The organism is Glaciecola sp. XM2 (assembly GCF_018595715.1).
GTDB lineage: Bacteria > Pseudomonadota > Gammaproteobacteria > Enterobacterales > Alteromonadaceae > Glaciecola.
Map to the genome: position 1 here is coordinate 418,311 of NZ_JAHEOJ010000020.1, position 14,106 is coordinate 432,416.

Consider the following 14,106-nt stretch of genomic DNA (forward strand, 5'->3'; position numbering starts at 1 on the left):
AGAGCTAGCAAATATGAATAGACCAAGTCCTATGAAAACGATTGGTATTCTTGGTGGTATGAGTGATAAAGCCACGATGGAATATTATAAGTTCATCAACAACGCAATCAATGCGCGCTTAGGCGGTTGGGAAATAGGTGAAACGCTGATACAGGGCGTTAACTTCGGCAATATTGAATACTACGTTCGCAATGACGAATGGGAAGAAGCCCGAGTATATCTCGAGCAAAAGGCTAAACTCCTTGAAGCCGGTGGTGCCGACTTAATCGTATGTGTCTCAAACACCATGCACCGTGTATTGGATCGTATGGATCAGATTGTCTCCATTCCATTTATTCCTATTACTACCCCAACAGCAGAAGCGATTGTGCGTAAAGGGTTAAAAAAGGTAGCGCTGTTAGGCACACAGCCGGTTATGAAGGCGCAATATATTAAGCAAGCATATGCAAAATACGGCATCGATATTGTCGTGCCGTCGCCGGAGCAACAGCATCATATTGACCGTATTATTTTTGATGAGCTCGTAAAAGGACTCACACCTGACACGTCCAAACAATATTATCTTGATGTGTGTAAAGAACTCGCGAGTTTAGGCGCTCAAGGTGTGATTTTAGGATGCACTGAGATATTTTTATTGATTAACCAAGCTGATTTGCCCGATATGCATGTGTTTAATACCACCGAGCTACATTGCAATGCAGCTGTGGACATGGCGCTTACGCTGCCATAACTACTTCTTAAATACTGGTTTTGTAGGCGGTTGCAAAGGCCAAATGCAACTTGTTATACGCAGCCTCTCCGATAAAATGTGGATACACGGTATCTTCTTCCCAGATAATGTCTTTGCCGTCAAAATCAATAAAACAGGGTTCACCTTTATTGAGCGCGTTAAAATCGTTGCCGTCTAAGTTAGGATGGATCATCGCCGTGCGCGCGCCGCTCTCATCGAGGGGATAAGATACATCTTTTAGAAATTTATAAGCCTCGACTTCAGATAATGCTGGCATCTCAGTTTGCGTTCGGCCGTGTTCGTTGTATATCTCAATGAAGCTTAAGATGTGCTGCGTCATTTCAACCGTTTGTTGATACACCGTTGCGCGCAGTGTGCCTTGGGCCTGCGCACCCACCTCAATCATCACGCTACGACGCCCGAGCGTACAAAAATAGGGGAGTTGTTCATATGGCAGATGCTCTTCTACCAATATATTTGCACTGGGCATATGGGACTTTACATGCCGCGCTAAACCGACATTAAACGCGTCTTGAGACAACACGATAAGGGTAGGGCCCATTGCACTTGTGGTATTGTGAATATCGATTAAAAAATCAAGTTGCGGCAGCTCTTTAGGACCAAAGCGTTGATTAAGCGTTTGTGCTAAAGCGGCTTCATGGCACAAGCTCTCGCCAGACGACGCATTTTTTTGCAATGTGGTCTTGGCAAATTGGCGGTTAAAATCTTCATCTATAAAGCGCACATTCGCTTCTATGGCAGCTTCGTTGACCAGTAGATAATTGACCTGAGCACTTGTGATGTGTTGTTTGATCACACTATCGTTCTTAAGCCAGTGAGAAACGGCATAAATGCCCGATAGCTCGTTGCCATGGGTGCCACCGCATATCAGAATCTTATTGATGGTATCCATTATTTAAAAAACTCATCGGGGTGGTCTGATAAAAGTGCTTCTATGTCTTCAATATCAATCTGCATGCTAGTTTCGGCATCGTTATTCTTGCCGGCAGGCACGCGATTTTCTTCGTTAGCCCATTGCCCTAAATCGATTAACTGGCAACGCTTAGAACAAAAAGGGCGAAACTCTGAGGCAGCAACCCAAGGCACTGAGGCTTGGCAACTCGGACATTTTACAATAGTAGGCATAGTGTTGAGGCTCTAATTAATAGTCGTATGGCTTAGCAGCTGGCAATTTCAAATGGAATGTCGTCGGTAATGGCTTCGCTGCTACCGTCTTGCTGATCTAATGCCATAAACTTAATTCCATAGCGGTACTTGTTTCCGCTTAGTACAGGGTAAAATCCCTGAGTGTTATCGCATTTTACCCGAATGAGCTCGGTTTTGTCTTCTACGTTTCCTTGATAAAAAGCATTCGTAGCCATCGCTGGGGTAAACCGGCCTCTTTCACGCAAAAAAGACATCAGCATTTGAACCGCATTTTCGACCAAAGACAAATGCGCTCGCCACACCTTCACATTGGCATTTTTAACGTCTATGGGTTGTTTTAACCAACAAAATAGATTGGGTAAATCAAAGCTTGTCGCACCGCCTGGAATAGCAAAACGTTGACGAATATTATTCAGCAACTTTTCTTCTCGTACGCCTGCGCCCATCTTTTTATTACTTTTAATCTCAGCGTTAAGCGCTCGCAAAGTAGTTAGTACTTGTTCAAGTGCAGTGCTGTCGATGTCGGGGTGCTGTGACCAGTGCACGAGGTTTTTTTCTTGAAGATCAAAATCGCGCACAAAATCGCTGCGCAAGTCTAAGCGCTCAATTAAATCAATTAAGTCGAAAAGCACTTCAAAAAAGTATAGGTATTGATACTCAGACTCTGCGGATGCAGCCCCGTCGAGTTGCAGAAAAAGTTGCTCGAGTCGCAAATAGTTTCGCACTTTTTCGCAAAGTGGAAATTCATAAAGTGCGACTGTCATCGTATTCTCCTTGTCTTATTAACATCATATGAGGGCTTCACGCGGTGTTTATATTGATTTTTAGTGCCGCGTTAAAAACATGCTTATGTATTGTGTTGCTGTGCTAAGTCTAAATACTTTTCGTGTAATGCTTGTACTTGCGGTGTTACGTATTCAAAACCATTACTATTGTCGACCACATCGTCGGCAACTGCAAGTCTCTGATCGCGACTACATTGATTTTTCATAATTGCTTTTATCAATGCTTCATCGGCGTTGTCTCGTGCACTGGCCCGTTTCAATTGAACCGTCTCTGGAACATCGACTACTAACACTCGATTCACCAAAGTCTGTAGCTTGTTTTCTACTAGCAGCGGGATTGAAAGAATAGAATAGGGTGTGGATGCCATTTGAGTTTGGCTGATCATTTGTTCGCGAATGAGAGGATGTAGCAGGCTATCGAGCCATTGCTTGTCTTGCGGATGGGAAAACACATGTTCGCGCAATGCGGTGCGGTTTAAATGGCCATCCTGGGTGAGTATGTCATTGCCAAAACGTTTAGTGATGGCAACGAGCCCTTCAGAGTTTGGCGCTACCACTTCTCTGGCAATAACATCGGCATCGACAATGGTAACGCCAAGTTTGGCAAAGGCATCGGTGACGGTTGTTTTGCCTGAACCGATGCCGCCGGTCACGCCCACTACAAAATTGCTCATCTACAACACTCTGATTACATTTTAGAATATCAGTGTACCGCGATTAAATTGCTTGTGCGAGTGTGGGCTTTACATGCCCGTAGTGTTACATCAGCGTCTTTAAATACCAAGTAGCGATATCGTCGCCATAAAGCATGGTCAAAAAGCCTGCTGCGGCCAAATAGGGGCCAAATGGAATAGCTACAGAGCCACCTTTGCGTTGTACAATCATCAGCGCAATACCCACGACTGCGCCAACGACTGACGACAGTAATATCACGATAGGCAAATGTTGCCAGCCAACCCATACACCAATAGCGGCCAAAAGCTTGAAGTCGCCAAAGCCCATGCCTTCTTTGCCGGTAGCCAGTTTAAACGCCCAATACACGATAAATAGCGATAAGTAGCCAGCGGCAGCGCCAAATACTGCGTCTTGCAACTGTTCAACTTGGAATATCGCCGTGACTACCAAGCCAAGCCATAAGAATGACAAGGTAAGTGTGTCGGGAAGTAACATTTCATCTATATCAATAAAGGTCATGGCAACCAATAGCCAAGTGCCAAAAATAAACGCTAGGGTAATGGGCGCATATCCTAATTGCCAGGCCACCAATGCGCTTAGCAAACCGGTGAGCAATTCAATAGAAGGATAGCGCATTGAAATAGACGTTTTGCAGTTGCTGCACTTACCGCCTAAGAATAAATAGCTTAATACTGGGATGTTTTCCCACGCGCGGATTTTATGCTGGCATTTAGGGCAAGATGAATCCGGTTTGATGAGATTGAAGGTATCTCTGACAGGAGGTTCTTTATCTGGATTTTGAAAAGCAAAAATCTCATCTTCCCAACCCCGCTTCATCATAATGGGCAGTCGATAGATAACCACGTTCAAAAAGCTACCTACTAGCAAACTTAATACAAAGGTAAAGGCAATAAAAAAGGTGGGCGAGTTTTCAATCAATGTAAGCATGTATAGGTCCTGCATCGCTTTGCTCTAGCTTAGCACCGTTTAGCGCTTGTGCAGTATCAAATAATACTGATGCGCATTTGTAAGGTGCAAATATTGTAATATGTTACTAGGGTTAACGGCATAAAAAAGGCTTGCATGAATGCAAGCCTTGTATTTTTCGATTCATTGGAGCAGATGTCTTATACCACTGCGCCCATTGCGAATATCGGAAGGTACATCGCAATAATCAAGCCACCAATTACGACGCCTAACACAGCCATAATCATCGGCTCTAGAAGACTAGTCAAACCGTCAACCATATCGTCTACTTCGGCCTCATAGATAGTCGCAATTTTACTGAGCATCTCATCTACCGAGCCTGACTCTTCACCGATGGATACCATTTGTACCACCATAGATGGAAATACTTGCGTTGCGCGCATTGCGGTGTGCATCGGGATACCCGCAGAAACTTCTTTACGCATGTACAAAATAGCGTCTCGATAAACCGCATTACCTGATGCGCCGGCAGATGATTCAAGGGCACCGATTAAGGGAACACCCGCTGCAAAAGTGGTGGACAATGTGCGGCTAAAGCGCGCGATCGAAGCTTTTGTTAATATTTCGCCAATCACAGGAATCTTAAGCGATTTTGCGTCGAGAGAGTCTCTCAATTTTGGGGATGCCCGATAGGCTCTGACAAATAAGAAGCCAGCGATACCCATGCCTATGCCAATAAAAATCCCGTAGTTTTGCACAAACTTCGATATGCCTAGCACCATTTGCGTGAACGCGGGGAGTTCTGCGCCAAATCCAGCGAAGATGGATTCAAACTGTGGTACAACAAATACCAGCAAGATCACCGTTACAATAAAGGCTACGACTAATACCGCAATTGGGTAGAACATCGCCTTTTTGATTTTTGATTTAAGCGCTTCGGCCTTCTCTTTATATACCGCAATACGCTCGTATATGGTTTCTAATGAACCTGATTGCTCACCAGTTTCGACTAAGTCGCAGTACAAGTCGTCAAAATAAAGGGGGTATTTTCTTAGGGATGCACTCAACGGGTTACCGGAGCGCACTTCATTGGTGATTTCGCCCACCATCGTTCTCATACTGGCTTTTGCATGACCTTGGCCAATCATTTCAAGAGATTGTATAAGCGTTACGCCAGCGTTTAGCATGGTCGCTAATTGTCGCGTAAGTAGGGCAATATCTTTTGCGTCTGGCTTTTTGTCGCCAAACGAAAAAAGTGATTTAGATTGCTTCTTTACTGTCTTTGCTGAAATGCCTTGACGCCTAAGAAGGTTTTTGGCTTCCACTGCGGAGCCGGCAGTAATTTCGCCTTTCGTTTTTTTACCGCTACGATCAGCGCCTTGCCAAATAAAGGTTTCTATTACTTTTGCCATAATGTTTCTCTGTTTATATCAACATGGAAGAGTAAAAGCCCAACGCATGGCTGGGCTCTTGGCTAATAGTGGGAATCTACAATCTCCACTACTATATGCTTAATTAACCACAGAGAGTCACTGGGAAACAAGCCTCATCCCAAACGATTACGCCAGTAGCAGGAGTATAATCTGGAGTAAGTGTATATGTTGGAGTATCTTCACCAGCGATTGGATTGTTGGTCTTACCTGTTACAGTAATAACTCCGCCAGCCCCTACAGCCACACCAGCATTGGTGTCAGTTGCAGGTGTTGTTGCCGGTATGCCGTTATCTTCAGGAGTTCCACACTGAGCTTCATCACCATTAATTTGTAAACATACAGTTACTGCAGTCTTTGCAGCACTTGAAGAGCTTACTAGTTCAGAGAACTTAGCGCGGTCTGTGTAAGTTTGATAAGCTGGCAACGCGATAGCAGCCAAAATACCGATGATTGCAACAACAATCATTAGTTCGATTAGGGTAAAACCTTTTTGAGTAGATTTAGTAAAGTTTGACATGGTGTTTAATCCTCAAGTTGCGCTACTAACGCATTCATAGTTACAAATAGTAAGTAAAGTTAAATGTGGCTTCAAAAGACCTGCCTAAACAACACTTCCTTCTCAACCTCGGAACCGATTATAAAACCAGCAATTCAGTTGTGAAGTATGCAGTTGCATACCTAAGTGTTCGGAATTACACACCGAGCGTATTTCTTCACCATTTAATTATTAGTTAAGTCCATGAAACTATTCAATTAAAAGCGATAAATCCAATGCATTAACATGCTTAGTTAACGCGCCAGAAGAAACAAAATCGACACCGGTTTGCGCTAATTCCCGTAGCCTTTCTTCCACAATATTGCCAGATACTTCTAGTTTACAACGCCCATCTGCACATGCTACTGCCTGTAAGATCTGTTCGTTATTGAAATTATCTAGCATTACTATATCGACACTTGCCGAAATAGCTTGATTGAGTTCATCGAGGGATTCTACTTCTACTTCTATGGGTTTATCGGGGGCCATGGTGCGTGCTTTTTCGACTGCCTTTTGAATACTGCCACAAGCTTTGATGTGATTTTCTTTAATCAGAAAAGCATCATATAAGCCAATACGGTGATTTGTACCGCCGCCGCAAACTACCGCATATTTCTGTGCTTGTCTATATCTTGGCAACGTTTTTCGTGTATCAAGTAATTGTGTCTTTACATCGCTTAAAAACTGAGCGTAACGGTGAGTAGTCGTCGCGGTTGCGCTGAGAAACTGTAGAAAGTTCAACGCCGTTCTTTCAGCCGTTAAGATAGCACGAGCATTGCCACTGATACTCAATAGCCGGTCGCTTGGGAGTAATACGTCGCCATCTTCTTTGTGCCATTGCAACTGCACTGCACTGTCGCAGGCATAGAATGCTTCGCTTGCCCATTGCTGACCGCAAAGTATGCCCGCTTCTCTGGTAATAATATGTGCACGTGCGGTTGCATCTTTGTCAATAAGGTTTGCGGTAATGTCGTTCTCACAACGCAGTTCGCCGCCTAAGTCTTCTTGAAGCGCAACGGCAACATCGTCTTTTATAATCTGGGGGAATTCAAATACCATGATAAGTGATTGCTGTGGTCCTGGATTTTTCGTGTGCATAGTGTAATGACTTGCACATCGCTTCGCTAGCAACAAATAAAAACTTGTGCATTTATATTGAACCTGTGCGCGCAACACATATACTCATACTTTACTCCACTGATAGTGAGGTTGACGTGACACTTCTTTCGTTACTTATCGTGATGGCGCTAGAACGCGTTACCAACAAGTCCAAACAGTTCCATATTGCAACGCTTGCAGAATCATACTTCAACATTCTCATTAATAGAGAATATGTAAAAGAACGTCCAAATATGCTTGCCAGCGTGATGCTCGCCCTTATTCCAGCATTGCTGTTATATATAGTACTGTCATGGTTACCGATATTGGCCGTCTTTATTGCTAACGTCTTTGTGCTGTGGGTCTGCTTAGGATGTCCGGTCACACGAAAAACCTATAAACAATATCTTCAGGCTGCGCATCGAGAGGATTTTCAGGCTTGTGCACTGCACAGTATGTCGTTTGGGAATGAAGGCGGCGCATTATCTAATGTAGGTAAACAGCTAGTGCTGGTTAATTACCGTCAGTATGCTTCTGTGATTCTGTTTTTTATTTTACTTGGTGCGCCAGGTGTGGTGTTTTATTCACTGGTAAAAGAATGGGCTGTTCAACAAAAAAAGCGCGCTGAACAAAATGTATTAACAATGAATGACGATACTAGTGATGAGGATGATGCACAGCCCAGCGCACCCACCCAAGAAGAGATAGAAGCAAAGCTCAGTGCCAATAAAGAAGTCACGCCATTAGCACCGAATGATTCAGCCGTTAACAAGTTGCTGTTTATTATTGACTGGATACCGGTTCGCATTACCGCTTTTGGTTTTTTGGTTGTTGGTCATTTCACCAATGCGATGAGCGCTTGGTTTGAGATTTTGCTTAATCCATCTATTTCCACATATGACGCGCTAGCAAAAGTATCTAAAGCCGCTGAGGATGTTAGCACTATGGATGAACATCTCACCGAACCTTTACAATTAGTTAAATTGGTAAAGCGTAATGTGGTCTTTATTCTGATGAGCGTGTCGTTGCTTACAATGGTCGGATTAGTTGCTTAACGCTTTACGCAGAGATAAAAGTTGCTTACAATGCGTTGGTTGATTGGTAATACCATTTAACCAAAGCAATCACATTGCATTCAATGCGATGCAACTTTATTGAGTAAGCTAATGATTAAACAAGCAAAAATCTCAGATATGATCACCGAGCGGCTTGAATCGATGATCCTCGACGGCACATTAATTGCCGGCGAAAAGTTACTGCCTGAGCGATTACTGGCAGAAAAATTTCAAGTTTCTAGACCATCCTTGCGTGAAGCCATCCAAAATTTAACAGCAAAGGGCCTCATTATACGAAAGCAGGGTGGTGGCACTTTTGTGACCAAAAGCCTTAACAAGACGATGACCGATCCTCTAATGGATTTGGTTGCTAGCCGTCCTGAAACGCAATTCGACTTACTGGAATTTAGACATGCCTTAGAAGGTATGGCTGCTTACTACGCAGCATTACGCGGGCAGAGTAAAGATTTCGCGCTACTCCAAGATGCTTTACAAGCGCTAAGTAATCCTGCGCTACAACAAGACAAAGAAGCCGAAGCCGCGGCCTTATCTGAATTTTATATTGCCATGTCGAAAGCTGCTCATAATAATGTGCTGATGCATGTCATGCGCACGATGCAGCCTATGTTGGTTGAAAATATTCGAGGCAACTTAGCGATGTTGAGAAGCGGTGCTGATGTAGAGCAGACCATACAGCAGCAGCGAAAAGAGATTGTCGATGCAATCGTGGCGGGCGACCCAATCCAAGCGCGCAGCGCCAGTCACAAACATCTAGAATTTATTGAACAAACCCTTTTAGACATTAATCAACGTGATGCCACCGTGCAAAGAAGTTTACGTCGAATAACGGCTGAATAGCACCAAGACGGTCACATATAAGAATACAACAGACTAAATAAACGTTGTTCACCTTTAACAAGTGAGCACATGGACATAAGCAAAATTGCAACAGCGATGCTGCTTTCGAACAAGAGAATAGGAAAGAACTATGGCTGATAACGGGCTTACAAACGAACTCCCAGACTTAGATCCGCAAGAAACGACCGAGTGGCTAGACGCATTAGAAGCCGTTTTAGAGCAAGACGGCGTAGACCGCGCGCACTTTTTATTAGAGTCAATGATTGAGAAAGCAAGACGTAACGGCGCGCATTTGCCTTACGATGCAACTACTGCATACATCAATACTATTCCGGCAGGCCAAGAGCCAACCATGCCAGGCGACCAAACCATTGAAACATCGATTCGCAATGCCATTCGATGGAATGCGATCATGATGGTATTGCGCGGTTCCAAAAAAGACTTAGAGCTTGGCGGGCATATTTCAAGTTTTGCCTCTTCAGCCATGCTTTACGATGTAGGTTTCAACCATTTCTTCCGTGCCCCGACCGACGATAACGGTGGCGACTATTTGTTTGTTCAAGGTCATGCTTCACCGGGTATTTATGCTCGCTCTTTCATTGAAGGACGTTTGAGCGAAGACCAGCTTGATATGTTTAGACAAGAAGTGGATGGCAAAGGACTATCTTCGTATCCTCACCCTAAACTCATGCCTGACTTCTGGCAATTCCCAACGGTATCTATGGGCTTAGGTCCTATGCAGGCTATTTACCTAGCACGCTTCTTAAAATACCTCACCAATCGCGGTTTAAAAGACTGCTCTAACCAGCGCGTATGGTGCTTTATGGGAGATGGCGAAGTAGATGAGCCAGAAAGCTTAGGCGCAATCGGTTTAGCTTCTCGCGAAAACCTCGATAACTTAACCTTCGTGATTAACTGTAATCTGCAGCGCTTAGATGGCCCTGTGCGTGGTAACGGTAAAATTATCCAAGAATTAGAAGGCGTTTTTAGAGGCGCTGGTTGGGAAGTGATTAAAGTCATCTGGGGTCGTTATTGGGATTCACTACTTGCCCGTGATACCCATGGCAAACTATTAGATGTGATGAACGAAACCGTTGACGGTGAATATCAAAACTTCAAAGCCAAAGGCGGTAACTACACCCGTGAAAACTTCTTTGGTAAATATCCTGAGCTTAAAGACATGGTTGCGAATATGTCAGACGAAGACATTTGGCGCCTGAATCGGGGTGGACATGACCCTGTAAAAGTATATGCAGCGTATAAACGTGCGACTGAAACTCAAGGTAGACCCCAGGTTATTTTGGCCAAAACCGTAAAAGGTTATGGTTTAGGCTCAGCAGGCGAAGGTAAAAATATTGCGCACAACGTTAAGAAAATGGCCGCAGAATCGATTTTGCAATATCGCGATCGCTTCAACATTCCATTATCTGACGCGCAGTGTGAGTCATTAAGCTACTACAAGTTTGAAGAAGACAGCGCAGAGATGAAGTATCTGCGCCAAAAACGCGAAGCGTTAAACGGTTACATGCCGGTGCGCAGAGCGAAGTCGACAGAAGAGTTGCCAGCACCGCCGTTAAAAGCGTTTGATGCTGTGACGAAAGGCTCTGGTGATCGTGAAATATCCACCACTATGGCATTTGTACGCGTCTTAACGGTCATGCTCAAAGACAAGCAGATGGGTAGTCGCGTGGTACCGATTATTCCAGATGAAGCCCGTACTTTTGGTATGGAAGGCTTGTTCCGTCAGGTAGGTATTTATTCCAACTCTGGCCAAAAATACATTCCTCAAGACAAAGACCAAGTCGCTTATTATCGTGAAGATAAAAAAGGCCAGGTATTGCAAGAAGGTATCAATGAACTTGGTGCGATGTCGTCATTTGTCGCGGCAGGCACGTCATACTCTTTGAACGACCTACCAATGCTTCCTGTGTATATTTATTACTCCATGTTTGGTTTCCAACGTGTAGGTGATATGGCATGGGCTGCCGGTGACTCGCAGTGTCGCGGGTTTTTGGTTGGCGGTACGGCAGGACGCACCACACTAAATGGTGAAGGTTTGCAGCACCAAGATGGGCACAGCCATATTCAAGCCGGTCTTATTCCTAATTGCGTGAGCTACGACCCTACCTATGGCTACGAAGTTGCGGTCATCGTGCAAGACGGTATTCGCCGTATGCTCGAAGACCAAGAAAACGTATTTTTCTACCTCACTGTGATGAATGAAAACTACGTACAACCTGAAATGCCGAAAGGTTGCGAAGAGGGGATCTTAAAAGGCATGTATTTGCTTGATAAGGTCGGTACGGCTAAATCTAAGAAGAAGGTGAAGCTGTTAGGTTGTGGCACCATATTGGTTCAAGTGAGAGAGGCGGCAGCCTTATTACATGATAAATATGGCGTAGCGGCTGAAGTATATAGTGTGACTTCGTTTAACGAACTTGGACGAAATGCGATGGATTGTGACCGAACCAATCTGCGTAACCCTAAAGCGAAAGCTTTGGTGCCATACATTACCGAAGTATTAAATGAAGGTTTTGATGGGCCCACTATTGCGGCAACCGACTACATTAAAGCATACGCCGAGCAGGTACGTGGGCATGTTCCTGGTGCATATCGTGTGCTTGGCACAGACGGATTTGGCCGCTCTGATTCAAGAGCAAACTTACGACGTCATTTTGAAGTAGATGCAAACAATATTGCTTATGCGGCATTGTATGAACTATTCAAGCAAGGTGATTTCTCTGAAAAAGACTTACTAGCAGCACATAAGGATTTAGAGATTGACCCTGACAAAATTAACCCACTTTACGCGTAAGGAGACTTTTCATGGCAAATTTAGTTGATGTAGTTGTACCCGACGTAGGTGAAGATGACGTTGAAATTATTGAGATCTGTGTTGAAGTTGGCCAGACAGTGCAGGCTGAAGACGCTTTTGTTACGGTAGAAAGCGATAAAGCCAGCATGGATATTCCTGTTCCATTTGACGGTGTCATCAAAGAGATTTCCGTCAAAGTGGGTGACAAAATTAAGCAAGGTGATGTGCTTGGTAAGGCTGAAGAAGCTGGCGGTGAGAGCACAGAAGCTCCCGCGCCGAGCGCTCCACCAGCGCAAGCTGAGCCTCAAGTACCCAGTGCTTCACCTGAGCCTTCGGCATCAAGCGCCGGCGGTAGTGAAGTTATTGAAGTTGTGGTGCCCGATATTGGTGATGCAACCGATGTTGAAATCATTGAAATGTTGGTCAGTGAGGGAGATGAAGTTGCCGAAGAAGATGGCCTGATTACCCTAGAAACCGATAAAGCCACTATGGATGTGCCTGCACCAAAGGCGGGTAAAGTCGTGTCTTTGAAAGTGAAAACCGGCGATAAAGTATCTGAGGGTAGTTTGATTTTAACGCTATCTACCGGTGCTTCAGGTAGTGCGCCAGAGGCCGCTCCTGCGCACCAGCCAAGTCAAGCAACAGAGTCAGCAGCACCAGCAAAAGCAGCGGGCACTAGCACTATCGAGGTGACCGTGCCAGATATCGGCGGTGATACCGACGTAGATGTGATTGAAGTACTGGTGGCCGAGGGCGATTCGGTACAAGCTGAAGATGGATTGATTACCTTAGAAACTGATAAAGCAACGATGGATGTGCCAGCACCACAAGCGGGCGTGGTAAAATCGCTGAAGATAAAAGTAGGAGACAAAGTCTCTGAAGGTTCGCTTGTACTCATGTTAGAAGTTGAAGGTGATGGGGATAATGTTGAGGCCGCGTCTGCGCCAAGCGCGCCTGCACCGGCACAAGCGGCTCCTGAGCCAGCAAAACCTGCGCCGGCTGCCAAAGCGCCACCAGTGCCACATCACCCATCTGCGGGTGAAAAAGCGAAAACTGGTGTTGTGCACGCATCTCCTTCTGTACGTCGATTAGCCCGTGAGTTTGGTGTCGATCTTACCTTGGTCCAAGGCTCAGGTCGTAAAAACCGGATTGTTAAAGAAGATGTGCAATCGTATGTTAAGTATGAGCTTTCACGTCCTAAGATAGCCCCGGGTGCTGCGGCTACTCAAGGTGCTGGTGGCTTGCAGGTGATTGCACAACCTAAAGTTGATTTTAGCAAGTTTGGCGAAATTGAAGTCAAGCCTCTAACTCGTATTCAGAAGCTTTCGGGTCCAAATCTGCACCGCAATTGGGTAACCATCCCTCACGTGACCCAATTTGAAGAGGCGGATATTACCGATTTAGAAGACTTTAGAAAGCAACAAAACGCTATTGCTGAAAAGCGTAAGCTTGGGGTCAAAATAACGCCTCTCGTATTTATGATGAAAGCCGTTGCCGATGCCTTAAAGCAATACCCAACGTTCAATACCTCGTTGTCTGAAGACGGTGAGTCTTTGATACACAAAAAGTATTATCATATTGGTATCGCGGTAGACACGCCAGGAGGGCTTGTAGTGCCGGTTGTGCGTGATGTCGATAAGAAAGGCGTGATGGAAATATCTAAAGAGCTGATGGAAATCAGTGTGAAAGCACGTGATGGTAAGTTGAAATCAGCCGATATGCAGGGCAGTTGCTTCACTATTTCAAGTTTGGGCGGCATTGGTGGTACAGCGTTCACACCTATTGTCAATGCACCTGATGTTGCGATTTTGGGTGTATCTAAGAGTGAGATCAAACCAAAGTGGGATGGTAAAGCGTTCCAGCCTCGCTTAATGTTGCCATTATCGTTGTCTTATGACCATCGAGTGATTGATGGCGCATTGGCAGCACGGTTTGCCGTTCACCTTGGTGAGTGCTTAGCTGATATTCGTCGTATCTTGCTATAAATTACGAAAATAGAGCCGTTTTTCGTAAGAGCTTATAAAGAAT

Annotated in this window: 13 protein-coding genes; 5 read left to right on the forward strand and 8 right to left on the reverse strand. The window is 44.8% G+C overall.

Features of this window, described 5'->3' with window-relative positions; genetic code table 11:
- Positions 1–13: 13 nt before the first annotated feature.
- A complete protein-coding gene (locus KJ365_RS06470; RefSeq protein ID WP_214450806.1) occupies positions 14–730 on the forward strand; it encodes an aspartate/glutamate racemase family protein in 717 nt (238 codons plus the stop codon).
- 7 nt (positions 731–737) lie between these two features.
- On the opposite strand, the gene KJ365_RS06475 is transcribed toward KJ365_RS06470, so the two are convergent.
- The 8 genes from KJ365_RS06475 to nadC all read right to left on the reverse strand — a co-directional run bounded on the left by KJ365_RS06475 (position 738) and on the right by nadC (position 7,311).
- Positions 738–1,643 (reverse strand): aspartoacylase, encoded by a 906-nt coding sequence (locus KJ365_RS06475; protein ID WP_214450807.1) that lies wholly within the window; start codon positions 1,641–1,643, stop codon positions 738–740.
- Positions 1,643–1,876, reverse strand: a complete 234-nt coding sequence (yacG, locus tag KJ365_RS06480) for a DNA gyrase inhibitor YacG (protein ID WP_214450808.1) — start codon at positions 1,874–1,876, stop codon at positions 1,643–1,645. Before yacG ends, KJ365_RS06475 begins: the two co-directional genes overlap by 1 nt.
- 32 nt (positions 1,877–1,908) lie before the next feature.
- On the reverse strand, positions 1,909–2,661 hold the full coding sequence (gene zapD, locus KJ365_RS06485; protein WP_214450809.1) for a cell division protein ZapD: 753 nt from the start codon (positions 2,659–2,661) through the stop codon (positions 1,909–1,911).
- An 83-nt stretch (positions 2,662–2,744) separates the two neighbouring features.
- The gene (coaE, locus tag KJ365_RS06490) at positions 2,745–3,356 is read right to left on the reverse strand and encodes a dephospho-CoA kinase (protein WP_214450810.1); all 612 of its coding nucleotides are present in this window, start codon (positions 3,354–3,356) and stop codon (positions 2,745–2,747) included.
- 85 nt (positions 3,357–3,441) lie between these two features.
- Positions 3,442–4,305, reverse strand: coding sequence for a prepilin peptidase (locus KJ365_RS06495; protein WP_250884056.1), 864 nt, complete (start codon positions 4,303–4,305; stop codon positions 3,442–3,444).
- 179 nt (positions 4,306–4,484) lie between these two features.
- Positions 4,485–5,696: a type II secretion system F family protein gene (locus KJ365_RS06500; protein WP_214450812.1), complete on the reverse strand. Its 1,212-nt coding sequence runs from the start codon at positions 5,694–5,696 to the stop codon at positions 4,485–4,487.
- 103 nt (positions 5,697–5,799) lie between these two features.
- Positions 5,800–6,234, reverse strand: coding sequence for a pilin (locus KJ365_RS06505; protein WP_214450813.1), 435 nt, complete (start codon positions 6,232–6,234; stop codon positions 5,800–5,802).
- 228 nt (positions 6,235–6,462) lie between these two features.
- A complete protein-coding gene (gene nadC, locus KJ365_RS06510; protein WP_214451308.1) occupies positions 6,463–7,311 on the reverse strand; it encodes a carboxylating nicotinate-nucleotide diphosphorylase in 849 nt (282 codons plus the stop codon).
- A 155-nt stretch (positions 7,312–7,466) separates the two neighbouring features.
- Between nadC and ampE the strand changes: the two genes are divergently transcribed.
- The 4 genes from ampE (at position 7,467) to aceF (ending at position 14,063) form a co-directional block, all read left to right on the forward strand.
- Complete coding sequence (ampE, locus tag KJ365_RS06515) at positions 7,467–8,405, forward strand: regulatory signaling modulator protein AmpE (RefSeq protein ID WP_214450814.1); 939 nt, start codon at positions 7,467–7,469, stop codon at positions 8,403–8,405.
- A 111-nt stretch (positions 8,406–8,516) separates the two neighbouring features.
- Positions 8,517–9,263 (forward strand): pyruvate dehydrogenase complex transcriptional repressor PdhR, encoded by a 747-nt coding sequence (gene pdhR, locus KJ365_RS06520; RefSeq protein ID WP_214450815.1) that lies wholly within the window; start codon positions 8,517–8,519, stop codon positions 9,261–9,263.
- 130 nt (positions 9,264–9,393) lie between these two features.
- On the forward strand, positions 9,394–12,078 hold the full coding sequence (gene aceE, locus KJ365_RS06525; protein WP_214450816.1) for a pyruvate dehydrogenase (acetyl-transferring), homodimeric type: 2,685 nt from the start codon (positions 9,394–9,396) through the stop codon (positions 12,076–12,078).
- Between the two features lie 11 nt (positions 12,079–12,089).
- Positions 12,090–14,063, forward strand: a complete 1,974-nt coding sequence (gene aceF, locus KJ365_RS06530) for a pyruvate dehydrogenase complex dihydrolipoyllysine-residue acetyltransferase (protein ID WP_214450817.1) — start codon at positions 12,090–12,092, stop codon at positions 14,061–14,063.
- Positions 14,064–14,106: the final 43 nt, after the last annotated feature.

Excerpts from the sequence above, each read along its gene's own strand:
- aceF (WP_214450817.1), top strand. The coding sequence starts at position 12,090 with ATGGCAAATTTAGTTGATGTAGTTGTACCCGACGTAGGTGAAGATGAC.
- KJ365_RS06505 (WP_214450813.1), bottom strand. The coding sequence starts at position 6,234 with ATGTCAAACTTTACTAAATCTACTCAAAAAGGTTTTACCCTAATCGAA.
- zapD (WP_214450809.1), bottom strand. The coding sequence starts at position 2,661 with ATGACAGTCGCACTTTATGAATTTCCACTTTGCGAAAAAGTGCGAAAC.
- coaE (WP_214450810.1), bottom strand. The coding sequence starts at position 3,356 with ATGAGCAATTTTGTAGTGGGCGTGACCGGCGGCATCGGTTCAGGCAAA.
- pdhR (WP_214450815.1), top strand. The coding sequence starts at position 8,517 with ATGATTAAACAAGCAAAAATCTCAGATATGATCACCGAGCGGCTTGAA.
- KJ365_RS06495 (WP_250884056.1), bottom strand. The coding sequence starts at position 4,305 with ATGCTTACATTGATTGAAAACTCGCCCACCTTTTTTATTGCCTTTACC.
- KJ365_RS06475 (WP_214450807.1), bottom strand. The coding sequence starts at position 1,643 with ATGGATACCATCAATAAGATTCTGATATGCGGTGGCACCCATGGCAAC.
- aceE (WP_214450816.1), top strand. The coding sequence starts at position 9,394 with ATGGCTGATAACGGGCTTACAAACGAACTCCCAGACTTAGATCCGCAA.
- yacG (WP_214450808.1), bottom strand. The coding sequence starts at position 1,876 with ATGCCTACTATTGTAAAATGTCCGAGTTGCCAAGCCTCAGTGCCTTGG.
- nadC (WP_214451308.1), bottom strand. The coding sequence starts at position 7,311 with ATGGTATTTGAATTCCCCCAGATTATAAAAGACGATGTTGCCGTTGCG.
- KJ365_RS06500 (WP_214450812.1), bottom strand. The coding sequence starts at position 5,696 with ATGGCAAAAGTAATAGAAACCTTTATTTGGCAAGGCGCTGATCGTAGC.
- KJ365_RS06470 (WP_214450806.1), top strand. The coding sequence starts at position 14 with ATGAATAGACCAAGTCCTATGAAAACGATTGGTATTCTTGGTGGTATG.